Annotated in this window: 21 protein-coding genes; 12 read left to right on the plus strand and 9 right to left on the minus strand. The window is 64.6% G+C overall.

Annotated elements, in window-relative coordinates:
• Positions 1–5 precede the first annotated feature (5 nt).
• From KYK29_RS07635 to KYK29_RS07685, 11 genes are read left to right on the plus strand one after another with little or no spacing between them, the layout of a single operon-like run.
• Positions 6–734 (plus strand): SDR family oxidoreductase, encoded by a 729-nt coding sequence (locus tag KYK29_RS07635; RefSeq protein ID WP_254690294.1) that lies wholly within the window; start codon positions 6–8, stop codon positions 732–734.
• A gap of 14 nt (positions 735–748) precedes the next feature.
• Positions 749–1513 carry an SDR family oxidoreductase gene (locus tag KYK29_RS07640; RefSeq protein WP_254690854.1) on the plus strand — a complete coding sequence of 255 codons (765 nt, stop codon included), beginning with the start codon at positions 749–751 and terminating at the stop codon, positions 1511–1513.
• A gap of 29 nt (positions 1514–1542) precedes the next feature.
• Complete coding sequence (locus tag KYK29_RS07645; protein ID WP_254690295.1) at positions 1543–2187, plus strand: glucose-6-phosphate isomerase; 645 nt, start codon at positions 1543–1545, stop codon at positions 2185–2187.
• A gap of 58 nt (positions 2188–2245) precedes the next feature.
• Positions 2246–3199, plus strand: a complete 954-nt coding sequence (locus tag KYK29_RS07650; protein ID WP_254690296.1) for a shikimate dehydrogenase family protein — start codon at positions 2246–2248, stop codon at positions 3197–3199.
• Positions 3200–3203: 4 nt separating this feature from the next.
• The gene (locus KYK29_RS07655; RefSeq protein WP_254690297.1) at positions 3204–4139 is read left to right on the plus strand and encodes a phosphoglycerate dehydrogenase; all 936 of its coding nucleotides are present in this window, start codon (positions 3204–3206) and stop codon (positions 4137–4139) included.
• Positions 4136–4996: an MBL fold metallo-hydrolase gene (locus KYK29_RS07660; protein ID WP_254690298.1), complete on the plus strand. Its 861-nt coding sequence runs from the start codon at positions 4136–4138 to the stop codon at positions 4994–4996. The genes KYK29_RS07655 and KYK29_RS07660 overlap by 4 nt, the downstream gene beginning before the upstream one ends.
• Before the next feature lie 13 nt (positions 4997–5009).
• Entirely contained in the window at positions 5010–5900 is an 891-nt protein-coding gene (locus KYK29_RS07665) for an SIS domain-containing protein (protein ID WP_254690299.1), read from the plus strand.
• A gap of 2 nt (positions 5901–5902) precedes the next feature.
• Positions 5903–6658 carry a deoxyribose-phosphate aldolase gene (gene deoC / locus KYK29_RS07670; RefSeq protein ID WP_254690300.1) on the plus strand — a complete coding sequence of 252 codons (756 nt, stop codon included), beginning with the start codon at positions 5903–5905 and terminating at the stop codon, positions 6656–6658.
• Positions 6659–6662: 4 nt separating this feature from the next.
• Positions 6663–8210 (plus strand): xylulokinase, encoded by a 1548-nt coding sequence (locus tag KYK29_RS07675; protein ID WP_254690301.1) that lies wholly within the window; start codon positions 6663–6665, stop codon positions 8208–8210.
• On the plus strand, positions 8207–9736 hold the full coding sequence (locus KYK29_RS07680; RefSeq protein ID WP_254690302.1) for a xylulokinase: 1530 nt from the start codon (positions 8207–8209) through the stop codon (positions 9734–9736). The genes KYK29_RS07675 and KYK29_RS07680 overlap by 4 nt, the downstream gene beginning before the upstream one ends.
• A 32-nt stretch (positions 9737–9768) precedes the next feature.
• Positions 9769–10527 (plus strand): SDR family NAD(P)-dependent oxidoreductase, encoded by a 759-nt coding sequence (locus KYK29_RS07685; RefSeq protein WP_254690303.1) that lies wholly within the window; start codon positions 9769–9771, stop codon positions 10525–10527.
• 81 nt (positions 10528–10608) lie between these two features.
• On the opposite strand, the gene KYK29_RS07690 is transcribed toward KYK29_RS07685, so the two are convergent.
• From KYK29_RS07690 to deoC (KYK29_RS07720), 7 genes are all read right to left on the minus strand, one after another.
• Entirely contained in the window at positions 10609–11697 is a 1089-nt protein-coding gene (locus KYK29_RS07690; RefSeq protein ID WP_254690304.1) for a glycerol dehydrogenase, read from the minus strand.
• Positions 11698–11741: 44 nt separating this feature from the next.
• On the minus strand, positions 11742–12731 hold the full coding sequence (locus KYK29_RS07695) for an ABC transporter permease (RefSeq protein ID WP_254690305.1): 990 nt from the start codon (positions 12729–12731) through the stop codon (positions 11742–11744).
• Positions 12728–14233 (minus strand): sugar ABC transporter ATP-binding protein, encoded by a 1506-nt coding sequence (locus KYK29_RS07700; RefSeq protein ID WP_254690306.1) that lies wholly within the window; start codon positions 14231–14233, stop codon positions 12728–12730. The genes KYK29_RS07695 and KYK29_RS07700 overlap by 4 nt, the downstream gene beginning before the upstream one ends.
• A gap of 159 nt (positions 14234–14392) precedes the next feature.
• Positions 14393–15358, minus strand: a complete 966-nt coding sequence (locus KYK29_RS07705; protein ID WP_254690307.1) for a substrate-binding domain-containing protein — start codon at positions 15356–15358, stop codon at positions 14393–14395.
• 65 nt (positions 15359–15423) lie between these two features.
• Positions 15424–16194: an SDR family NAD(P)-dependent oxidoreductase gene (locus KYK29_RS07710; protein WP_254690308.1), complete on the minus strand. Its 771-nt coding sequence runs from the start codon at positions 16192–16194 to the stop codon at positions 15424–15426.
• A gap of 170 nt (positions 16195–16364) precedes the next feature.
• Entirely contained in the window at positions 16365–18740 is a 2376-nt protein-coding gene (locus KYK29_RS07715) for an aldehyde dehydrogenase family protein (protein WP_254690309.1), read from the minus strand.
• Between the two features lie 24 nt (positions 18741–18764).
• Positions 18765–19682 (minus strand): deoxyribose-phosphate aldolase, encoded by a 918-nt coding sequence (deoC, locus tag KYK29_RS07720; protein WP_254690855.1) that lies wholly within the window; start codon positions 19680–19682, stop codon positions 18765–18767.
• Between the two features lie 310 nt (positions 19683–19992).
• Here deoC (KYK29_RS07720) and KYK29_RS07725 point away from each other — a divergent pair, with 310 nt between their 5' ends.
• Entirely contained in the window at positions 19993–20727 is a 735-nt protein-coding gene (locus KYK29_RS07725; RefSeq protein WP_254690310.1) for a GntR family transcriptional regulator, read from the plus strand.
• Positions 20728–20776: 49 nt separating this feature from the next.
• Here KYK29_RS07725 and KYK29_RS07730 read toward each other — a convergent pair whose 3' ends face one another.
• Both KYK29_RS07730 and oiaX read right to left on the minus strand, forming a co-directional pair.
• Positions 20777–22078 (minus strand): four-carbon acid sugar kinase family protein, encoded by a 1302-nt coding sequence (locus KYK29_RS07730; protein ID WP_254690311.1) that lies wholly within the window; start codon positions 22076–22078, stop codon positions 20777–20779.
• A gap of 3 nt (positions 22079–22081) precedes the next feature.
• Positions 22082–23338, minus strand: coding sequence for a 3-oxo-isoapionate-4-phosphate decarboxylase OiaX (oiaX, locus tag KYK29_RS07735; RefSeq protein WP_254690312.1), 1257 nt, complete (start codon positions 23336–23338; stop codon positions 22082–22084).
• Between the last annotated feature and the right edge of the window lie 93 nt (positions 23339–23431).

Below are 23431 nucleotides of genomic sequence, written 5' to 3' on the forward strand. Positions count from 1 at the left end.
TGACCATGACCGGAAAGAAACCGCTTGTAATGATCACCGGCGCCAGCGCCGGCATCGGGCAGGAAACCGCCCGCGTCTTCTCCGCCGCCGGCTATCCTCTGCTTCTCGTTGCCCGCCGGCCGGCCCTGATCGACGCCATGGGCCTTCCCGACACGCTTGCCGTGGAGGCGGATGTCCGCGATCTCGGTGCGTTGGCGGCGGCGATCGAGCAAGGTGAAAAACGCTTCGGCCCGGTCGACTGCCTGATCAATAATGCCGGAATCTCAAGGCTTGCCCGGCTCGACGAGCAGGATCCGGAGCAATGGCGCGACCTGATCGACATCAATTGCCTCGGCGTCCTCAACGGCATGCACGCCGTCGCCCCCGGCATGAAGGAACGTCGTCACGGCACCATCATCAACGTCTCGTCGATCGCCGGCCGCAAGGTCTACCCCCATCACGATGTCTATGGCGGCACCAAGCATTTCGTTCATGCGGTGAGCGAGGGCATGCGGCAGACCATGTCCGCCTATCGCGTGCGGGTCATGGTCATCTCGCCGGGGGTCGCGAAATCGGAAATCGACAAGACCATAACGCACGAGAACGCCTACGATTTCTGGGATCGTGGCCGTAAACTGCTCGACGGCGGGCTCGACGCCTGCGACATCGCGCGGACGATGCTCTTTGCCTATCAGCTGCCGCAGACCGTCAACCTCCAGGAGATGACGATCACCCACACCGGCCAGGAATTCTGAACAGGAACGCGATGATGACAGAAGCCCTTTCTCCTGACGACCTGCTCGACTTCGGCGGCAAGACCGTGGTCGTCACCGGTGCCGCCACCGGCATCGGCAAGGCGGTCGCCGAAGCCTTCGCGGCGAAGGGCGCGCGGGTCGCCCTTCTCGACCGGGACGCCTCGGTCGCGCAGGTCGCGGCATCCCTCGGCCCCTCGCATCTCGCCCATATCGTCGACGTGACGGACGAGCCCGGCGTCGAGCAGGCCGTCGGGGCTGTGACCGACGCTTTCGGCCGGATCGATATCCTCGTCAACAATGCCGGCATCGGGCCGCTGGCGCCGGCGGAAAGCTATCCGACCGCCGATTGGGACCGCACGCTCGCGATCAATCTCAAGGGTGCATTCCTCATGGCCCGCGCCGTCGCTCCCGGCATGCTCGCGCGCAAATCCGGCCGCATCGTCAATATGGCCTCCCAGGCGGCGGTGATCGGCATCGAAGGCCATGTCGCCTATTGCGCAAGCAAGGCCGGCATCGTCGGCATGACCAATTGCATGGCGCTGGAATGGGGGCCGCACGGCGTCACCGTCAACGCGCTGTCGCCCACGGTGGTGGAGACGGAACTCGGGCTGACCGGCTGGGCCGGGGAAAAGGGCGAGCGTGCACGCGCAGCCATTCCGACGCGCCGCTTCGCCAAGCCCTGGGAGATCGCCGCGTCGGTCCTTTATCTCGCCAGCGGCGCGGCCGCGATGGTGAACGGCGCGAACCTGATGATCGACGGCGGCTACACCGTCGTCTGACATGAAAACCATTGATACGGGGTACTGATTTGACAAAGCTGTTCGAGCCCGCCGGTTGCGAGGTCGATTTGGAAACCGGCGCCATGAGCCATGCGACGGGCGCCTACCAGAAGCGGTTTTGCGACCTTGCCGGCCTCTATGAAGATGACGCCGTCTTTGCCGCGATGGTCGCGGAATGGGGGGACAGGGTCGTCTACGAGGTTTCCGAATTCCGTCCGAACGAGCGTTCCGGCGATCTCATCTTCGGCGTCACCCGCATGCTGCCGGGGAAGGTCGGGAAAGAATATTTCATGACGCGCGGCCATATCCACAAGCGATCCGACCGGCCGGAGATCTATTACGGCCAGAAGGGCCGGGGCCTCATGCTGATGGAATCGCCGGAAGGCGAAATCCGCATCGTGCCGGTCGGGCCGCAAACGGTCTGCTACGTGCCGCCCTATTGGATCCACCGTTCGGTCAACGTCGGCGACGGCGAACTGGTCATGCTCTTTTGCTATCCGGCAGATTCCGGCCAGGATTACGACTGTATCGCCAAGGCCGGGGGGATGCGTGCGCGCATCGTCGATGACGGCAAGGGCGGCTGGAAGCAGATGGACAACCCCGGCTGGCGCAAACGCGATGACGCGACGATCGCCCGCCTCTATGGAAATGAAGAAAAGGACGCTTCCGCATGAGTACGCGTTTCGACCCGACGGCGGTTCTCAACGCCGGAAACAGACGGGAGACCCTGAGATGAGCCGTTATGAAGCCGCCACCCGGCCCACGTTCTATTTCATCGGCGTAACGACGGCGAAAAGCTCGATCATGCGGGTCTTTCCTGCCTGGGCGCGACACCTCGGGCTGACGGATGCCGTCTTGAAGGGTATCGACTTTCCGCTGCACGCCGACCCCGCCGCCTATCGCGAGGCCGTCTCCTTCATCAAATCCGATCCGCTCTCGCTGGGAGCGCTGGTCACCACCCACAAGATCGACCTGTTCAACGCCGCGCGCGACCTCTTCGACGTGATCGACCCGCATGCGCGCCTCATGCATGAGACGAGTTGCCTTTCCAAGCGCGACGGCGCGCTCATCTGCCATGCGAAGGATCCGATCTCCTCCGGCCTCGCCATGGACGGCTTTCTTCCAGCCGGCCATTTCGCCGACACCGGCGCTGAGGTCCTGTCGATGGGCGCGGGCGGCTCGACCATCGCCATCACTTGGCATCTGATGCAGGAAAAACGCGGGCTCGACGTACCTTCCCGCATCGTCGTGACAAACCGCTCGCAGCCGCGTCTCGATGAATTGCGACGGATTCATCAGGCGATGAACGCACGCGTTCCCATCGACTATGTCCTTGCGGACCGGCCGGAACTAAACGACGCAGCCATGGCCGCCCTGAAGCCCGGCTCGCTGGTGATCAACGCCACGGGGCTCGGCAAGGACGCCCCCGGTTCGCCGATCAGCGACGCCGGCATTTTTCCCGAAAAAGGCATCGCCTGGGACCTGAACTATCGCGGCGACCTCGTGTTCCTTGAGCAGGCGCGACGGCAGAAGGCGGCCCGTGCGCTGCAAATCGAAGATGGCTGGACCTACTTTCTGCATGGCTGGACCCAGGTCATCGCCGAAGTGTTCGACATCGAGATCCCGACATCCGGCCCCTCCTTCGAGGAGATTTCACATATTGCGGCCGGGGCGGCGAAAGGATGATGCCGTGAAACGCGTTCTCATCACGCCCCGCTCCCTGTCGCTGGATCCGCCGCCGGAACTCGATGCATTGCGGCAAGCGGGCTTCGAACTGGTGTTCTCCACCCCCGGCCGCATGCCGGACGAGGCGGAACTCCTCGATCTCGTTCCGGGCTGCGTGGGCTGGCTGGCCGGCGTCGAACCGGTTTCGGAACGGGTGGTAGCCGCTGCCGGCAGCCTGCGCGCCATCAGTCGCAACGGTACCGGCGTGGACAATCTACCGCTGTCCCTGCTGCAAGACCGGGGGATCCGGGTGGTCAAGGCGGAAGGCGCCAACGCCGTGGGCGTGGCGGAACTGGCGATCGGCCTGATGCTGGCCGCCCTGCGTCACATTCCCGACGAAGCGGCCGGCATCCGATCGGGCGGCTGGCCGCGCTCCCGGGGCCGGGAGATCGCCGGACGCACCGTTGGGATCGTCGGTTGCGGCGCGATCGGCCGGCGCGTCGCACGCACCGTCTCCGCAATGGGCGCGAACATCATCGCCTGCGATCCCTTCCGCCCGGAAGTCTACGTCTCCGGCCCGTTCCGATGGGCGGATATCGATACGCTTTTCGCGGAAGCGGATATCGTTTCGCTCCATTGCCCCGCGCCGCCGGACGGCCGGCCCGTGGTCGACGCGGCCCGCCTCGCCGCCATGCATCCGCATGCCGTTCTCGTCAACACCGCCCGCGCCGTGCTGGTCGACGAGGACGCCGTTCGTCACGCGCTCGACACCGGCAGGCTCCAGACCTATGCCACCGACGTCTTCACCGAGGAGCCGCCGCCGCCGGGATCGCTGGCCCTGCATCCGAAGGTGATCGCCACCAGTCATATCGGCGGATTGACCGATGAAAGCGTCGGCAAGGCGACGGCGATCGCCGTTGCCAATCTTCTTGCCGCCCTTGAGACGGAGCACGCCGCATGACCACCCTGTCGCCTGCGTCTTTTCCGGAAACACTTGCCGAGCGGCTCGCGATGCCGCCGGCGGGCGACATCCGGCTCTATTGGCTCGGGCAGGCAGGCTTCGCGATCGTCGGCGACGGATATCGGATCGTCATCGACCCCTATCTTTCCGACAGTCTGGCGGAGAAATATCGCGGCAAGCATTTCGAACACGAGCGCATGATGCCGGCGCCGATCCGGCCCGCGGATCTCGGCCCGGTCGATCTGGTGCTCGTTACCCATCAGCATACCGATCACATGGACCCCGAAACGCTCGGGCCGCTCGCCACGGCCAGTCCGGCATGCCGGTTTCTTGTGCCCCGCGCCGCAATCGAGGCGGCCGGTACGCGCATCGGCGTCGGCGACGAGCGGCTGATCGCCATCGACGCGGGAGAACAGGTCGAACCTCTTCCGGGACTTCGCATCACCGCCGTGCGCGCCGCGCATGAAACGCTCGAACGGACGGCCGAAGGCTGGCATCGGTTCCTCGGTTACGTGATCGAAACGGGAGGCGTCCGGATCTATCATTCCGGCGACACGATCCCCTTCGAAGGGCTCGCGGAGGAGATTGCCCCACTGGCGATCGACCTTGCCCTACTGCCGGTCAACGGCCGCAGCGACGAACTCCTGAAGGCCGGCATCGCCGGCAATCTGACGCTGGAGGAGGCGTGCCGCCTGGCGGAGCGGATCGGCGCCGGCGACATGATCGCTCATCATTACGGCATGTTCGCCTTCAACACCGCCGATCCTGCGGCGATCGACGCCAAATCGGCGGCGGCCGATTGCGGGGCACAAGTCCATCGGGCAAAGCTGTCGGTTGAATACCGATTGTCCAGGTAAACCCGAGGGTCTTATGTCAACCAGCACGCTCCAGCCCAAAAGCAATCACGGAAACGACAACATACTCGAAGTCATCCGCATGAAACGCAACGAGCTTCGAAAGTCCGACCGGAAGGTCGGGGAACTCGTTCTTGCCAACCCCAAACGGGTGATCAACGCGACCATCGCCGAAACGGCGGAATGGGCGCATGTCAGCCAGCCGACCGTGATCCGCTTCTGCGCCTCCATCGGCTGTCAGGGATACCAGGATTTCAAGCTTCGGCTTGCCCAGAGCCTCGCGCTTGGAATGCCGGCGACCCATTCCGTCATTCACGGCAGCGACCAACCGGCCGAAGTGGCGGAGAAGATTTTCGACTATACGATCACCAGTCTCGACTGGGTGCGAAATCATCTCGACCTCGCCCGGGTCGGCCAGGCCGTCGATGCGCTTTGCCGGGCGAGCCGCATCGAGTTCTTCGGCTTCGGCGCATCCGGCATCGTCGCGCGCGACGCCCAGCAGAAGTTTCCGCTGTTCGGCGTGCCCTGCGGCGCGGAAACCGACGCCCACCAGCAGATCATGGTGGCGTCCATGCTGAAGCCGGGCGATGTCGCCGTCGTGATCTCCAACACCGGAGCGACGCTGGCGATCATCGAGACCGCGCGCCGGGCGCGCGAAAGCGGCTGCCTCATCATCGGCATCGTCGGCTCGAACGGGCCGCTGGTCGATTTCTGCGACATCGTGCTGACGGTCGAGACACTGGAGAACACCAATATCTATACGCCGACGATCTCCCGCATCGCCGCCCTGACGGTGATCGACATCCTGTCGACCAGCGTGGCGCTGCGACGCGGCGACGAGCACGTTGAACTTTTCACTGGAATGAAGCGCAACCTTCGCTACCTGCGCATGAGCAACGAGACATGACGATGGACGAACCCCGCAAGCCCGCCCCCCGCCCTCGCCACCCGACCTCGCTTCGGTCACGCGATCTCGCCGCCCTCATCGACATCAGCGCCGTGCAGGCCTTCCATGGCGAGGCGGACGTGCGGGAGCTTGCAGGGATCGCCGTTTCGCAAGGGTTCATCGCAGCCCATGTGCTGCCGAATTTCGTGCCCCTCTTGAGAAGCCTCGTTCCGGCGGCCGGACCGACGCTCGTGGGCGGGCCGGTGGGCTTTCCCTCCGGAGGCCATACGACCAGTACCAAGGTCGCCGAAGCGGCCGAGCTCGTCGCAAGCGGCGCGCAGGAACTCGATATGATGATCAACGTCGGGCGCCTGAAATCCGGCGACCTCGACTATGTCCGCGCCGACATCCGCGCCGTCGTGGAAGCCATCGCACCCGTGCCGCTGAAGGTCATTCTCGAACTTGCCCATCTGACGGACGAGGAAATCCGCACGGCCGCCGCTCTCGTCGCCGAAAGCGGAGCCGCCTTCGTGAAGACAGGGACGGGCTGGACGGAAAACGCCACGACGCTCGCGCGCCTGAAGCTGATCATCGCGACGGTCGGGGATGCCGTCGAGGTCAAGGCCTCGGGCGGCATCCGCTCGCTGGACAGCATCGCCGACATGGTGCGCCTCGGCGTCACCCGCTTCGGAATCAACACGCAGGTGGCGGTCGATCTCCTGCGCCAGTGCGACGCCCTGCCCGGCGGCCGCCTCGATATCGCCGGCAAGGCGGACTGATGCCATGACCGACACCGTAGCGGCATTCGATCTCGGCACCGGCGGCGTCAAGGCGGCGATCTTCCGTCCCGACGGCGTCTGCATCGCGGAGGAGGTCGTTTCCTACGAGACCTTCTACCCCGCCGCCTCCCGCCACGAACAGCGCCCGCAGGACTGGTGGGACGCCATTTGCGAAAGCCTCTCGCTCCTTCTGCGCAATCCGGCCGTGGACGCCGCGGCGATCCGGGCGATCTCCCTTTCCGGCCACAGTCTCGGATGCATCCCGCTCGACGGAGAGGGCCGGCTGTTGCAGGCGCAGGTGCCGATCTGGTCCGATGGCCGAGCCACCGCCGAAGCTGCCGACTTCTTCACCCGGATCGATCCGCAGGCCTGGTACAATACGACCGGCAACGGCTTTCCCGCCCCCCTCTATACGGTCTTCAAGGCCATGTGGCTGCGCGACAACGCACCGGAGATCTTTGCGCGCACACGGACGATCATCGGCACCAAGGATTATATCAACCTGCGGCTGACCGGATGCATCGCCACCGACCCGTCCTATGCCTCGGGCACGGGCGTCTACGATCTTGCGGCCGGCCGCTACGCGCCCGAACTTGTCGAAGCGGCGGGCCTTGCGTCCGGGCTGTTTCCACGGATTGTCGCCTCGACCGACGTTCTCGGCGAGATTCTGCCCGAGGTAGCCGACCGGCTCGGTCTGCCCCCCGGCGTCAGGGTGATCGCCGGCGGCGTCGACAACAGCTGCATGGCGCTCGGAGGCCGCACCTTTCAGGAAGGCGACGCCTATGCCTCCATGGGGTCGTCGAGCTGGATCACCGTCGCCTCCGGCCGGCCGCTTCTCGACGAGCGGGTGCGGCCCTTCGTCTTCGCGCATGTGGTGCCGGAGATGTTCATCTCGGCCACATCGATCTTTTCTTCCGGCACGAGCCTCAACTGGGTCGCCGACACCCTGCTGTCCGATCTCAGGCAGACCGCCCGTGCCGGAGGCGGCGATTTTCATGACGCATTGTTCCGGCTGGCTGCGGAGGCGCCTGCCGGCGCACGCGGACTGATCTTCGTTCCCACGCTTGGCGGCGGCACGAGCTTCGAGGGCGGGCCTGCCGTGCGCGGCGGCTTCGTCGGGCTCGATCTGCAACACGGCCGCGCCGACGTCCTGCGCGCGACGCTCGAAGGGATTGCGCTCGGCCTTCGCGTCGCCCTCGACGAGTTGCGTCGCATGACCGCGATCGACGACGAGATGATCGTCGTCGGAGGCGGTGCACGCAGTCCCTTCTGGCGGCAGGTGTTTGCCGATGTCTTCGATTGCACACTCCTCAAGACGGCGATCGACCAGCAGGCGGCGGCGCTCGGCGCGGCGGCGCTGGCTTTCGTCGGTCTGGGAATCTGGCCCGATTTCCAGCCGATCCGACAGCTGCACGCCATCGAGGACCGCAGCGATCCCGCCACCGATACGAAGCCTGTCTATGGAGCGGCGCTCACCGCCTATCGCGCGGCCGCCGACCAGCAAAGGGAACTGGCCGGCGTGCTCGCCGCCCTGAGGGAGGTCTCCAGATGACCGCGGAGCTTTTTCTCGCAATCGACGTCGGCACGGGCAGCGTGCGCGCCGCCCTTCTCGATACGCGCGGCAGGATCGTCGAGATCGCCGCGCAGGAGCATGATCAGATCGTGCCGCAATTCGGCTGGGCGGAGCAGAAACCGCTCGACTGGTGGAGCGGCGCCTGCGCCGCCGTGCGCGCGGTTCTTGAAAAGGCCGAGGGCGCGCGCGCACGCATTTCCATGGTCGCGGTCTGCGGCCAGATGCACGGCCTCGTCCTGCTTGACGACGCCGGCCGGCTCACCCGCGAGACGGCTCCACTGTGGAACGACAAGCGCACGCTGTCGCTCGTCCAGCGTTTCGAAGCCGGGAATGCACCGGAGAGCTATCTTGCCGAAAGCGGCAACACGCCCACCCCCGCCTGGCCCGGCTTCAAGCTGCAATGGGTGCGCGACAACGATCCGGACGCCTATCGGCGCAGCGCCGTCGCCCTCATGCCCAAGGACTATATCAACTTCCGCCTGACCGGCGAAATCGCCATGGACACCGGTGACGCCTCCTGCAGTTTCCTGATGAACCCGCAGACCCACGCCTGGTCGCCGGCGATGCTGGAGCGCATGGGCCTCGACGCCCGCTTGCTGCCGCCGATCCGCAATCCGCTGGATATCATCGGCCGGATCACCGAAAGCGCGGCGCTCGAAACGGGACTGTGCGCCGGAACGCCGGTCATGATCGGCGGCGCGGACTATCCGGTGGCGCTGCTCGGCTCCGGCGCGTGCCGCCCCGGTCTCGGTTCGGACAGCACCGGAACCGGCGCGATCATCACGCTGATCGCCGAAAAGCCGCTGCTCGATCCCGAAATCTCGAATGTCGCCACCATCGAGGGCAATTGGGCCCCCTTCGTTCTGCTGGAGACCGGCGGTGACGGCATGCGCTGGGCGCGACGCGCCTTCCACGACCGGACGCTCGGCTACGACGAGATCGTCCGGCGCGCCGCCGAAGCCCCGCCGGGCTCCGACGCATTGCTGTTCATGCCGTTCCTGACCGGAGAGCGGCTCGGCCGGCATCGCAATTCCCGGGCGCAATTCTTCGGCCTCGGCGCCGGCCACGGGCTGGAGCATCTGCACCGGGCGATCCTCGAAGGCATAGCGCTCGCCATGGCGCGCCACGCCCACATCATGGAGCAGGCGTCCGGCAAGCGGCTGGAGCGGATGATCGCGGCCGGCGGCGGCGCCCGCACCGAACTCTGGCTTAAAATCAAGGCGAGCGTGCTCGACACGCCCTTTCTGGTGCCGGAAGAGCCGGAATGCGGCCTCGTCGGCTGCGCCGCCATGGCCGCCACCGCGACCGGCCGTTTCTCGCGGCCCGAGGATGCCGCCGAAGCCTTCGTCCATTACGCCCGGGAAATTGCGCCCGACCCCGCCTGGGTGGAGATCTATCGCCACGTCCAGCCGGTTTTCGACCGGCTCTATCATCACAGCAAGGCGCTCTATGACGATATGGACGAGCTTGCGGCCGTGATCCGCACGGCCACCGGCCGGTCGTGACAATCCGAACCAACGCATTCGAGGAGGAAAACATGAAAGACATCGTCAATACCTTCCGGCCCGATCTTTTCGCCGGCAAGACCGTTCTGGTCACCGGCGGATCATCCGGGATCGGGCTTGCCATCGCACAGGGCTTTGCCCGGCTCGGCGGCGCGGTCATCGCGCTCGGCAGTTCAGAAACGAAGCTCAAGGCGGCCGGTGCCGACCCGGAAAACGAGGGCATTCGCTTCGAGCGCGTCGACGTGCGCGACCCTGAAGCCATCAAGCGCTTTGCCGCCACGCTCGACAGGCTCGACGTGCTCGTCAACGGCGCGGGCATCGCCCGTCCCGAAGCCGAGTTCGAAGACGAGACCTACATGGAAGTGATGGACGTAAACCTCAACAGCCAGATGCGTTTCGCGATGGCTGTGCTGCCGCTGCTCAAGGCATCGCGCGGCTCCATCATCAATACGGCGTCGATGCTGAGCTATGTCAGCGATCCGCTGGTTCCCGCCTATGGCGCCAGCAAGACCGGCGTGCTCGGCCTCACCCGCCATCTCGCCCACGCCTTCGGTCCCGACGGCATCCGCGTGAACGCCATCTCGCCGGGCTATCACAAGACCGATATGACCAGGGGATTGTGGACCGATCCGGTTCCGGCGGAAAAGATCGCCCAGCGATCGGCGCTGAAGCGCTGGGGAACGGTGGACGATCTGGTCGGAACCGCGCTGTTCCTCGCCTCGCCCGCCGCCGTATTCATTACCGGCGCTGATCTGCCGGTCGATGGCGGCTTCGTGGTCGGCGGTTTCTGAACGGACCGGGCTGCACCAAAAAGCACCCCGGGAGCGCTCCCGGGGTGCTTTTTCAGGAGTGGCCGTGAAAGTAGCGCTGCTTCAGGCGGCGCGGCCGAGCGCATCGGCCGCGAGAATCGCCGCTTCGATTTCCTCGACCCCGACCGGTGCGCGGGTGGCATGCGTGATCTTGCCCTTGACCGCCGCCTCGGCGACCCGGCGCACCTTGGCGCGCACGTCTTCCTTGATGTTCAGGTCGGCCAGCGTGATGGGAAGGCCGAGCGAGCGGCAGAAACGCAGGGTTTCCTCGATCTCGGCCTGCGGGCGGTTTTCCAGCACCAGCAGGCAAAGGACGCCGAAGATGACCTTCTCACCGTGCAGAACGCCATGGATCTCCGGCAGCACGGTCAGGGCATCATGGATTCCATGGGCTGCCGACACACCGCAGTTCTCGAAACCGAGACCGGAGAGCAAAGTATTGGCTTCGATGATATCCTCGACGGCCCGGGTGACGACGCCGGCTTCCGCCGCCTGTTTCGCCATCAGTGCCTGCTCCAGGATCACCGCATGGCATTCCCGCGCGATGGCGAGCGCCGCGCGTGTCGCGGGAAACCCGCCGGAGATATAGTTGAGCGTTCCGGCGTCGAAATTGGCGCGCGCCTCATACCAGGTCGCGAGCGCATCGCCGACGCCGGCCATCAGGAACCGTACGGGTGCGGCGACGATCACATCCGGATCGACCAGCACGAGATCGGGATTGCGCGGCAGATTATGAGCCTCCTGAAGCACGCCTTCGTCGGTGTAGACGACAACGACGGCGCTGGTCGGCGCGTCGGTGGAGGCGATGCTGGGAACGGCCAGCATGCGTGCATTCGTCCGGTGCGCCGCCATCTTCGCCGTATCGAGCGTCTTGCCGCCGCCGATACCGACAATGACGTCCGCGCCATGGTCGGACGCGATCTTCGTGACGCGGGCAATTTCGCGATCGCTGCATTCGCCGCCGAATTTTTCAAAACGGCACTGGAAGTCGCTGCCGAGCCCCTTGCCGAGGCTCTCGGCGTAACGGTCGTAAAGGAACGCATCCACGAGGAAGAGCGGCTGGCGGCCGAGATCCGCCAGATGTTCGCCAAGTCGGGAAATCTCACCCCGGCGCTGCACATAGCGACCGGGACTGCCAAAGGAACGGGACATGCTTTTCTCCGAATAGATCCGCCGAAGCGGAGGATGTTGATCCCTCAGCGCCGCGAGCGGGCCGTGACGAACTGGATCAGCATTGCCAGAATGATGATCAGGCCGAGATAGACGTTCTGGTGATAGCCGGGTACGCCCGCGAGGTTCATGATATTGGTGATGATGCCGAGGATCAGCGCGCCGAGCAATGTGTTGAACATGCCGCCGCGTCCACCCATGAGGCTCGCACCGCCGATGACCACCGCTGCGATGACGTCCAGTTCCGCGCCGACGCCGACCTGCGGCGTGCCGATGCCGGTGCGGCTTGCGGCGACGATGCCGGCGATCGCGGCAAGCGCGCCGCTGATCACATAGACCGACAGCACGTAGCGCTCCACCGGCACGCCCGAAAGACGCACGGCCTCCTCGTTGGAGCCGATCGCCGTGACGAGACGGCCGAAGCTCGTATAGGTCAGGACCACGCCGCCGATGGCGAAAATGATCAGCATCAGGATCGCCGGCTGCGGAATCCCGAGGAAGAACCCGCTGCCGAAATCCACGAGCGAGGCGCCCGGAGATCCCATGGTGATCGGCCGGCCGGCGCTGATGATCAGCGAGATGCCGCGGGCGATCGCCATCATGGCCAGCGAGATGACGAAGGAAGGCAGCCGCATGTAGGCGACGAAGAATCCGGTCACCATGCCGCAGGCGGAGCCTGCGAGAATGACCAGCAGGATCGTCACCGGCACGCTGTAGCCCTGCACCGCGACGAGATATGCGCAAAGCACCGAGCCGACCGCGGCAATGGAGCCGACCGACAGGTCGATGCCCCGCGTCAGGACGACGAAGAGCATCCCGACCGCCATGATACCCGCGCCGGAGGCGACCTGACGCACCACGTTCATCAGGTTGCGTTCGGTGAGGAACGCGTCGGACCAGAAGGACGCGACGATCACCAGAACCAGAAAAATACCCAGTGTGCCGTATTGGCGGACAGCCTCCACCAGACGGGGGGTGAACGACGGCGTAGCTGCGCTGGCGGATATGTTACTCATTGACTTGCCTCATCCCTATCCCTGGCCGACTGGGTCATCGCCAGCGTCAATAGCTCATGTTCGGTGAAGGCGTCCTCATCGAGTTCGCCCACGATCGCGCCCTCCGCCATGACGAGGATGCGATCGCAGATACCGAACAACTCCTGATGCTCGGACGAAATGACGAGGACCGCTTTCCCCGCCTTGGCCAGATCGTTGATCAAATTGTAGATTTCGCTTTTTGCGCCGACATCGACGCCCCGCGTCGGCTCATCGAGGATCAGCAGCTCGCAATCGGCGTGAAACCATTTCGCCAATGCGACCTTCTGCTGGTTGCCTCCCGAAAGGCTGGAAACCGGAGCTTCGACGCTCGACGCCTTGAGGCGCATGTCCGCGCCGAGCGCATTGGCGATCCGCCGTTCCTTGCCGACATTGAGGAAACCCATACGGGTGACGCTGCGGATCTTGGCGAGTGTCGTATTGACGCGTATCGGCGCTTCCAGGATGACACCCTGTTCCTTGCGGCTTTCGGGAACGAGACCGATACGCGCCCGGACCGCATCACGCGGAGAGGAAAGACGTAGCGGCTTGCCATGCAACTCGATCGCGCCCGAATCCATCCTGTCCGCACCGAAGATGAGGCGGGCGACTTCCGTACGACCCGAACCGACGAGGCCGCCAAGCCCCACCACCTCGCCGGCGCGCACCGTGAAACTGACATTCCGGACCTTGCGGCCCCGATTGATGTTTCTGACGTCGACGACGACGTCGCCCGGCGCGCGCCCTTCCTTGGGAGGAAACAGGGCGGACATCTGGCGTCCCACCATCCGGGCGATCACCGTGTCCACATCGGTGGCGGCGGTTTCGACCGTCTCGACGTGGGAGCCGTCCTTCATGATCGTGATGCGGTCGGAAAGATCGAAGACCTCGTTCAGCCGGTGGGAAATATAGACGACACCGGCGCCTGCGGCGCGCAGTTCGCGAATGATCGCAAGCAGCCGTTCGGCGTCGCTGTTGGCGAGAACCGCGGTCGGCTCATCGAAAACGATGACGCGCGCATTGTTGGACAGCGCCTTGGCGATCTCGACGACCTGCTGGTGCGCGACCGTCAGGGTCCCGGCCTCCGCTCCCGGATCGATATCGAAGCCGAGACGGTTCAGAATGGCGCTCGCCGCCTTGCGCAGCGCGGCGTGATTGACGACCCCCGGCAGACGCCCGAGGAAAATATTCTCGGCGACCGTCAGATCGGGCGCCAGCGCCAGTTCCTGGTGGATCACCGAAATGCCGCGGCTTGTCGCATCCCGCGGGCCGGAAAGCTGCGTGACCTCGCCGTCAAGCGTGATCGTACCGGAGGTCGGCGCGATTTCACCGGCAAGCACACGCATCAACGTGGACTTTCCCGCGCCGTTTTCACCGACGAGCGCGTGCACTTCCCCTGCCTTCAGGTTGAAGTCGACGCCTTTCAGCGCATGAACGCCGAGAAAATTCTTTCTGATGCCGGTTAGGCTGACAAGATCGGTCATGGGATCCTCTAGAGCGGTTCCGGTTTTCACAGAATCGTAGAACCGCTCTATCTCTTTGTTTTAGCCGCATTTCCGGACGCAAAACCGTTTCACACTTTTGCTGGAAATGCTCCAGCGGGCGCACCGGTCTCCCGGTGCACCCGTCCATTCTCGTCTCGCTTAGAAAACGGACTGCGGATTGTAGTACTTGTCGACGTTATCCTTGGAGATGACGTCGGCAGGCGTCAGATAGAGCTTCGGGAAATCAGCTGCGACCTCGCCCTTGAAAGCCTTGTAGCCGATGTCGAAGGCGGTTTTTCCGACGATGTCCGGATCGTTAAGGCCGGTGGCGCCGTAGCTTCCATCCTTGACCATCTCCAGCGCTTCACGCTGGCCGTCGGCGGCGGCGGCGAACAGGATGTTCTCCAGACCGGCTGCCTTGGCCGCCTGCACGGCGCCGAGGACCATCGAGTCGTTTTCACCGACGACCAGATTGGCGTCGGGGTGAGCCTGGAACAGGTCTTCGGCAGCCTTCAGGCCGCCGTCCGTCGCCCAGTCGCCCCAGCCCTGGCCGAGGATCTGGAGGTTGACGGCGCCTTCGTTGACGAGCTGCCCCTCGACGATACCCTGAACGACACCCATGCGGCGCTCAAGACCACCCGGATTGCCCTGGTTGCCCGAGATGAGAAGCATCTTGATCTGCGTGCCCTTCATCTTTTTGGCGATCCAGTCACCGACCAGACGGCCGTTCTCCTCACTGGAAGAACGGACCTGCGTGACGACGTTGGCCTTCGGATTGAGCGTGGAGTCCATGACCACGACCTTCACGCCTGCCGCGGTGGCGGAATCTACGACCGGCACCAGCGCTTCCTGATCGCGCGGGTTGATGATCAGGATATCGATCCCCTTGGCGACCATGTCCTCGACATCGTTGATCTGCTTGGAGAAATCGTTCTGGCTATCAGCCGTGGTGATTTCGCAGCCGTTGTCCTTGGCGGCCTTTTCGACGGCGGCGACCTGGGCTGCGAAATAGGGCGCGTTGAGCGACGGCATGGTGAGGCCGACCTTGCAGTCCTCGGCCATGGCCGCAGAACCCATGCAGAACAGGGCGACTGACCCTGCCAAAAGCGACTTGATGTTATTCATAGGAACTCCTCCTTGGTGACGTATTGACTCTTGATTGTGAAGAACACGACCGGCTCGCACGGAACTCACCAGAGCGTGTATCCTCCATCCACAAGCACGATCGATCCGGTCATCAGGCTGGCTGCCTGAGAAGACAGGAAGAGGATCACGCTTGCGACCTCGTGGTCCTTGCCCATGCGCGCCATCGGCGTTGAGTCGATCCAGCGGTCGAGCATGGGCTTGTTGTCCTCGACCAGGGCGTTGAGCGGCGTCTCAATATAGGTGGGGGCGACGGCATTGACCCGGACCCCGCGCGGCGCCCATTCGGCCGCCAGCGATTTGGTCAGGTGATGCACGGCGGCTTTCGAGGCGTTGTAATGCGCCTGCGGCTGCGGCCGGTTGACGATGAAGCCGGACATCGAGCCGACATTGACGATTGCGCCGCGCTGCTGCTTCAGCATGTGGCGGCCGAATGCGCGGCTGCACCAGTAAACGCCGTTGAGGTTCACGTCGATGACCTTGAGCCAGCGTTCGTCTTCCATGTCTTCGGCCGGAATGTCGCTGAGCGCGATCCCCGCATTGTTGACAAGGATGGACGCGCCGCCCCGGGCGGCCAGTTCGTCGGCGATCGCCTGCATGCGGTCGGCGTCGGTGACGTCGCCCTCGTGCACGGAAACCTCATAGCCCTTGGCCACCAGCGTGGCACGCGCCTCTTCGAGCAGAGCCGGATCCCGCTCGATGAGCGCAAGACGCGCACCGGCCTCCCCGAGCGCGTCGGCGCTCGCAAGCCCGATCCCGCGTCCCCCGCCGGTAATTACAGCCAGCTCGCCGTCAAGCCGAAAGCGTTCAAGATACACGGCATATTCCTCCAGTTGATGCGTCCGCAAGCCGCGTTCGACAGCCTGCGCACGGGGCGAGATGATCCTGCGAGACACCTTTCGTCCGATAGTTCCCGCGCTTCGTCCGATGGTTTCCGCTCCGGCACGGAAGCATTTTCACGCCACCGCACGGATTGGCGGGAGGCGCCCTATTCTCCGTAGGGCACCCAGATGTTCTTGACTTGCGTGGCGCGGGCCAGAAACTCCCGGCCTTCGCCCAGGCGCGGATCGAACCAGTCACGCTGCACGACTTCCGTCCAGACCTGCTTGAGATTGCCGATGGACGCCTTTTCGATGGCGCCGGCTGTCGCCGCCCCGCCGAAGTACCAGAGGCCATCCACCTCCTCGTGCTTCGCCAGTTCCAGCGCAAGCGCGTGCCGGTCGCCCGTCACGATATTGACCACCCCGCCCGGCACATCCGACGTCTCCAGCACCTGGTAGAAATCGGTGACGGCAAGGGCCTGGCTTGAAGAGGGAACCACCACGACGCGATTGCCGAGCGCGATGGCCGGCGCAAAGGTGGAAACGAAGCCCAGCAGACCCGGCTCCTGCGGGCAGACGATGCCGAGCGTGCCGACCGGCTCGTTCATGGCGAGCGCCACGCCGCGCATCGGCGGCTTGTGCACCGTGCCTTCGTATTTGTCCGCCCAGGCGCCATAGGAAAACAGGCGCGAGACGCTGGCGGCGACTTCGCGCGCCATGTCCTGACGGCGCCGTCCGGTCATCGCCGCAAGACGTTCGGCGAATTCGCCGGCACGGGCGTCGAGGTTCTCGGCGATGTAATAGAGGATCTGCGCGCGGTTATGCTCGCTTGCCGTGCTCCAGGAGGCAGCCTTGCGCGCCGCTTCCACGGCGTTGCGGATATCCTTGCGGTTGCCGTCTCCGACTTCGCCCACCAGCACGCCGGAAGGCGAGACCACAGGCCGCGAATAGCCCCCGTCAGGACGGGCCTGCTTGCCGCCGACATAGAGCTTGGCGGTGCGGTCGACGAAAGTGGTGGAAACCGGCTCCGCATTTGGCTGAGCGGCGGGCTTCTCGACAATAGGCGCGGCTTTCGCCAGCCACTTCGGCCGGCTGTAGGCGGACAGCCCTTCCCGGCCGCCCTCGCGGCCATAGCCGGATTCCTTGTAACCGCCGAAGCCGACCCCCGCATCGAACATATTGGTGCCGTTCACCCAGACCACGCCGCATTTCAGCTTGGGCGCGATATCGAGGGCGAGCGACAGCGTCTCGCTCCAGATCGAGGCCGCAAGACCGTATTCGCTATTGTTGGCCAGTTCGACCGCTTCGGACGGCGTGCGGAACGTCGTCGCCACGAGAACGGGACCGAAGATTTCCACGCGCGAGACCGTCGAGGCCGGATGCACGCCGGTCAGAAGCGTCGGCGGATAGTAGCAGCCAGCATCGGGCGTGGCCGCCTTCGGCTGGAAGAGGCTTGCGCCCTCCCGGACACCCGTTTCCACCAGCGAACGGATTCGCTCGAGCTGGACCGGATGGACGATCGCACCGATATCGATGACCTTGTCGAGCGGATCACCGACGCGCAGCGTCTCCATGCGCGCCTTGAGCCGGGCGATGAAACGGTCGTGGATGCTTTCCTGCACGAGAAGGCGCGAGCCGGCGCAGCAGACCTCGCCCTGATTGAACCAGATAGCGTCGACCACGCCTTCCACCGCGGCATCGAGATCGGCATCGTCGAAGACGATGAAGGGCGACTTGCCGCCGAGTTCGAGCGTCAGCCCCTTGCCCGTTCCGGCGGTCGCCTCGCGAATGCGGCGGCCGACCTCGGTCGAACCGGTGAAGGCAATCTTGGCGATGCCCGGATGGCGGACGATTTCCTCGCCAGTCGCACCGTCGCCGGTGACGATGTTGATGACGCCCTCCGGCAGGCCGGCCTTCTGGCACATCTCGGCAAAGAGCAAGGCGGTGAGCGAGGTGTATTCCGCGGGCTTGAGCACCACCGTGTTGCCGAGCGCGATAGCCGGCGCGATCTTCCAGGCCAGCATCAGCAGCGGGAAATTCCACGGAATGATCTGGCCGCAGACACCGAGCGCCTCCCGGTCGGCCAGTTCGCCGTCCATGATCTGCGCCCAGCCGGCATGATGATAGAAATGACGCGCGACGAGCGGAATATCGATATCGCGGCTTTCACGGATCGGCTTGCCGTTATCGAGCGATTCCAGAACGGCGAAGAGACGGCTGTGCCGCTGGATGAGCCGCGCCAGCGCATAGAGATAGCGGGCCCGCTGATGGCCCGGCAGCGCCGCCCAGGGGCCTTGCGCCTTGGCGGCCGCCTTGACGGCGGCATCGACGTCGGCGGCGCCCGCCTGCGCGATGCGCACCAGAACCTCGCCCGAACCCGGTGCGATGGTCTCGAAGCTTTCGCCGGACTTCGCCTTCTTCCAGGCTCCGCCGATGAACAGCTTCGCCTCGCCGCCCAGCGACTTGATCCAGGCGCGCGCTTCCTTGTCGCTTTCAGGGGCCGGGCCGTAACTCATGGTCTCAAGTATCTCTGCAATCGACATATTCGCTTCTCCCCTCGCCCGGCGTCAGGCCATGGCGTGGTGGCTGAAGGCCGCGTAACGGCCGGTGACGTAATGTTCGAGCTGGCGCTCGATATCGGCCAGCAGCGAGGAGGCGCCGAAACGGAAGAGGTTCGGCTGAAGCCAGTCGTTGCCCAGTTCCTCCTTCATCAGCGCGAGATAGGCCATCGCATCCTTGGCGGTGGAAATGCCGCCAGCCGGCTTGTAGCCGACCACATGGCCGGTCATCTCACGGTAATCGCGGATGGCGCGCAGCATCGCCAGCGTCACCGGCAGCGTCGCGTTCACGCTTTCCTTGCCGGTGGAAGTCTTGATGAAATCAGAACCCGCCATCATCGCGACCCAGGACGCGCGGGAGACGTTGCGAAGCGTCTGGAGATCGCCGGTGGCGAGAATGGTCTTCATATGGGCCGGGCCGCAGGCCGCCTTGCAGACGCGCACTTCATCATAGAGCGCCTGCCAGTTGCCGCGCAGAACGTGCTCGCGGGTGATGACGATATCGATTTCCCGCGCGCCGTCGGCGACGGAGGCCTCGATTTCCTTGAGGCGGGTATCGAGCGGCGAGAGGCCCGCCGGAAAGCCTGTCGAAACGGCCGCGACCGGAATTCCGCTGCCTTCGAGCGCCTCGACGGCGGTGGAGACGAAACGATGATAGACACAGACTGCGCCGGTCGTGACCGCACGATCGGCCAGCCCCAGCGCCGCCTGGATGTCTTCGCGCAGCGGTTGCCGCGCCTTGGCGCAAAGCCGGCGCACCCGTCCTTCCGTGTCGTCTCCGCTCAGCGTGGTCAGATCGATGCATTCGATCGCCCGCACCAGCCAGGCCGCCTGCCATTCCTTCTTGACCGTGCGCCGTCCGGCAAGCGCGGAAACGCGCCTTTCGGCCGCCGAAAGATTGACGCGAACCGCCTCGACCGGATCCATCGAGAATGCAATGCCGGGATTGGACGGATGAGGGCCGGAATTACGGATCTGGCTCAGGGAGCGCGCGCCGGACGGACCCTCGATGACAACTTCACTCACATCCACCTTGCAACTCCCGGATTTGGCGTCAAAAGCCCATCTGTTTCCACAAATGGTCATTTGTAATGTTGTACGGACATCATAATCAAACTAATCTTCCAGTGTCAACTGCCGTCGCAGGCGCACATGCGGGTGGCGGACGTCAGCTTGTCATGACAGGCAAACAACGGGCACAATCCGGTTTCGTGCTGCTGGAGAAAGAGAGATTCGCATGAGTGTCGAACGAAATTCACCGATCCCGCTCTATTTCCAGCTTGCCGAATCGCTGCGGGCAGCCATCGATTCCGGCGTCTACGGCCCCGGCAGCAAACTGCCGACGGAAAGCGAACTTTGTGAACAATACGACGTGTCGCGAAGCGTCGTGCGTCAGGCGCTGCAATCGCTGGCGCGCGACAATCTGATCGAGACGGAGCGCGGGCGGGGCGCCTTCGTGCTGGAACGCAAGGTGCCGATCGCGCTCGTGCAGCAACTGGATCCCTTGCGCGACAGCATGGCCAAGGCCGGCTTCAAGCTGACCACGCGGGTGCTGCGGCAAGAACGCATCGACCCGCCTGCCTATATTGCCGGGTATCTCGGCGAGGACGAAGCGGTGTTTCTCGAACGCACGCGCTATGCCGACGGCGTGGTCTTCCTGGTGGTTCGCAACTATCTGCCCTATTCGCGGTTTCCCGACCTCCTGAGCAGCAACGATCTCGGGGACGTCTCGCTCTACACCTACCTCGCCAGCAAGCATGACGCGGTCGCCACCACCGGCAAGCGGCAGGTCGAGATGGCGCGCCTGAACGACGAATCGATCGCGGTGCAATTGCATGTGGAGATGAACAGCTACGTGCTGTTCAATCGCGAGATTACCTACGACCAGAACGGGAAGGTGCTCGAATATTACGAATCCTGGCACCATCCCGACCGGACGCAACTGTCGATCGACTTGCAACGGGCCCAGTAAGGTCCCGTTGACGGGTAAACGGGCCTGGTTGACGGGTAAACGGCAAGACTCAGGGCCGGCCGGCGCGGATCATGGAGAAATAATCGTCGCGGCCGACCTGCCCGCCCTTGAGCGCGATTTCAAGGCCGTCGACAGGTCCGCCGTGCGCGACGCAGAGCGGCGAACCCGGCGTTTGCGGCAGAGGCATCCGCAAGGTGAGCGCCGAGATGCCCATCTCGCCCAGCGCGTGGCTCGACGTATCGCCGCCGGCGACGACGGCGCGGGCAAGCCCCGCGCGGGAAACCAGCGCCGACTGGATACGTCCGAGCGCGCGGCCGAGACGATGCCGCGCGCCGGCCGATGAATCCAGCTCCCCGCCCCGGTCGGCCGCAGGCCCGAGCGCCGTATAAAGGACGACGCTCCGGCCTTCTTCCAGAACCTTGAGGCCCGCGCTGACGGCGGCGGCGACCGCCGCACCCCCTTCATCCCTCGAAAGCGCGAGCGGATCGAGCGCAACGCCGGCGAAGCCGTTCGCCTCCGCATGGCGGATCTGCCGCTCGGTGGTCGGCGAAACGCTGCCAGAGACGACGGCGATGCGCTCGACGGGACCGGCATCGCGAAACGCAGGCTTGCCGTCGATCAGCCCCGCCTCCCGCCACGCGGGGATCAGGGCGTATTCGACACCGGAGGAACCGCAGACGAAGCGGCTATCGCGCCGCAACCGGTTCCACAGGAGATTTCCGGCGGCCGCCTGCGTCGCTTTGTCCAGCACGTCGATGAGCAGGATAGCGGCATCCCTGGGCCTCGGCGCTTCCAGAAGCTCGACATTGTCGATGAGGGCGGACGTAAGCGTCGTCTGCCGGGCAAGATGCATCAGCAGATTGGCCTCCCGCATGGGCGTGACGGGGTGATGCGCCATCACCGGGTGCCGGTCGATCCGGTAGTTGCTTTCCCGATAGGCCGCGAAGAGTTCGCCAAAGGCCGTATAGCGCCGGATCTGCGGCGCGCCGACGATGAGCGGCACGGGGCCGCCGCCGAGGATCATCCGGCCGATCTCGATCGCCCGGCCGATATTGCCGACATGCGGCGCGGAATCGAACGTCGAGCAAACCTTGTAATGGCAAAGTGCGGCATCGAGCGTCTTCAGCCAGCCGAACGCCTGCGCAAGATGCACATCCATCCATTCCGGCGTCTCGCTGCGGCTGGTGCCGGCAAGGCCGAAGGCGCGCGCCGCCGCAAAACGCGACAGGAGATCACCCTCCGGAACCTTGAGGAAAAGCACCGTTTCGACGCCGTTCGAAGCCAGCGCTTCCATGACGTCGGTCGAACCGGTGAAATCATCGCCATAGTAACTGATCAGGGGACGGTTCATGATCTAGGCTGCCTTGCCGTCAGAGAATTTCGCAATGGATTGCGCAAGTTCAGGATGTTCTTGCGCGTAGGTTTCGAGCGGAATGCCGGCCGCCGCGGCCTCCCAGGCCTGCTTCACCGCCTTCACGCCAGCCCCCGGCCCTCCCGGATGGCTGACGATCCCGCCGCCGCAGAGATAAAGCAGGTCGGTCGAACCGCCCGTCGCCGCGATCGTATCGGGCGCCTGCCCGCCCCACTGGCCGGAGCCGATCACCGGCAATGCCACATCCTTCTTCGAAAACAACGGCGTGCTGACAGCCTTGTAAGAACGGATGAAGCTTTCATCCGGCTCCCAATATTTCACGCGGATACCGTTGATCTGGAACTGGTCGACCCCCAAAAGGCGCCAGAATTGCTGCCAGACGGAGAATTCGAAACCGAGGCCGGCGTGACGGGTGAGAATGTCCCAGCCGTTCCGATGCGCATGCAGGACGAGACCGGAGCGCTTGCGCAGGAAGGCGAGGCCGCCGAAGCCCACCGAATTGATGTTCACCACGGCGCAATTGCCGCCGGCCGCCAGCACCCTGTCGTGGTTGCGCATCATCTCGTCGGGATCGGCATGACTGATGCCGAAGGCATACATGACCTTCTTGCCGGTCTTCTGCTCGTGATCGAGAATGCGCGGCATGATCGCCGCGATGCGATCCTTCAGCGGCGAATAGGCGGGGCTCATCAGCTTCTCGTCGTCCTTGATGAAGTCGACGCCCGCCGCGATCAGTTCGCCGGCCATTTCCGCCGTCTCCTGCGGCCGCAGCCCCAGCGCCGGCTTGACGATGGTGCCGATCATCGGCCGGCCCTTCACGCCCGTCCGGGCAAAACTGCCGGTCACGCCGAATTGCGGCCCCGGATGCGCGCTGGCGAATTCCGGCGGCAATTTCATGTCCACGACCCGTATGCCGGTCATGCCCCGGATCGAAAAAACGCCGCCGATGGCGATTGTCATCAGCGCGGAAAGATCGGTGCCGACCGCGTCCATCGGAAAGTCGATATCGACATCCGCCCGGTGGAAGCAAGCCGCACCGCCGGCCTCCTCGGGAAACGAGGCCAGCCGCGAGGGCTCCAGCGAACGGATGGCCGTAACCCGCGCCGCCACCCGCGCCTTCAACGCCTCCGTTTCGCCGGGAAGCGCCACGAAGGTGCCGGTCGACTGATCGCTGGCGATTTTCGCCGCCATGGCTTCGACCGAACCGGGCGTTTCTATGCGATAGGTCAGACGGATCACGTTGTTGTCCCCTGTGCTTGTGCCGGCATGTCTACTGGTATAATAAGTATTCATGTGATTGCAAGCCAAGGCCATACGGCTGTTGCCGCGACG

Source organism: Shinella daejeonensis (genome assembly GCF_024281235.1).
In the GTDB taxonomy this organism is placed as follows: domain Bacteria; phylum Pseudomonadota; class Alphaproteobacteria; order Rhizobiales; family Rhizobiaceae; genus Shinella; species Shinella daejeonensis.

Coding starts and splice junctions, on each gene's coding strand:
- KYK29_RS07635 (WP_254690294.1), top strand. CDS start 6: ATGACCGGAAAGAAACCGCTTGTAATGATCACCGGCGCCAGCGCCGGC.
- KYK29_RS07640 (WP_254690854.1), top strand. CDS start 749: ATGACAGAAGCCCTTTCTCCTGACGACCTGCTCGACTTCGGCGGCAAG.
- KYK29_RS07650 (WP_254690296.1), top strand. CDS start 2,246: ATGAGCCGTTATGAAGCCGCCACCCGGCCCACGTTCTATTTCATCGGC.
- KYK29_RS07660 (WP_254690298.1), top strand. CDS start 4,136: ATGACCACCCTGTCGCCTGCGTCTTTTCCGGAAACACTTGCCGAGCGG.
- KYK29_RS07665 (WP_254690299.1), top strand. CDS start 5,010: ATGTCAACCAGCACGCTCCAGCCCAAAAGCAATCACGGAAACGACAAC.
- deoC (WP_254690300.1), top strand. CDS start 5,903: ATGGACGAACCCCGCAAGCCCGCCCCCCGCCCTCGCCACCCGACCTCG.
- KYK29_RS07675 (WP_254690301.1), top strand. CDS start 6,663: ATGACCGACACCGTAGCGGCATTCGATCTCGGCACCGGCGGCGTCAAG.
- KYK29_RS07680 (WP_254690302.1), top strand. CDS start 8,207: ATGACCGCGGAGCTTTTTCTCGCAATCGACGTCGGCACGGGCAGCGTG.
- KYK29_RS07685 (WP_254690303.1), top strand. CDS start 9,769: ATGAAAGACATCGTCAATACCTTCCGGCCCGATCTTTTCGCCGGCAAG.
- KYK29_RS07690 (WP_254690304.1), bottom strand. CDS start 11,697: ATGTCCCGTTCCTTTGGCAGTCCCGGTCGCTATGTGCAGCGCCGGGGT.
- KYK29_RS07695 (WP_254690305.1), bottom strand. CDS start 12,731: ATGAGTAACATATCCGCCAGCGCAGCTACGCCGTCGTTCACCCCCCGT.
- KYK29_RS07700 (WP_254690306.1), bottom strand. CDS start 14,233: ATGACCGATCTTGTCAGCCTAACCGGCATCAGAAAGAATTTTCTCGGC.
- KYK29_RS07705 (WP_254690307.1), bottom strand. CDS start 15,358: ATGAATAACATCAAGTCGCTTTTGGCAGGGTCAGTCGCCCTGTTCTGC.
- KYK29_RS07715 (WP_254690309.1), bottom strand. CDS start 18,740: ATGTCGATTGCAGAGATACTTGAGACCATGAGTTACGGCCCGGCCCCT.
- deoC (WP_254690855.1), bottom strand. CDS start 19,682: ATGGATCCGGTCGAGGCGGTTCGCGTCAATCTTTCGGCGGCCGAAAGG.
- KYK29_RS07725 (WP_254690310.1), top strand. CDS start 19,993: ATGAGTGTCGAACGAAATTCACCGATCCCGCTCTATTTCCAGCTTGCC.
- KYK29_RS07730 (WP_254690311.1), bottom strand. CDS start 22,078: ATGAACCGTCCCCTGATCAGTTACTATGGCGATGATTTCACCGGTTCG.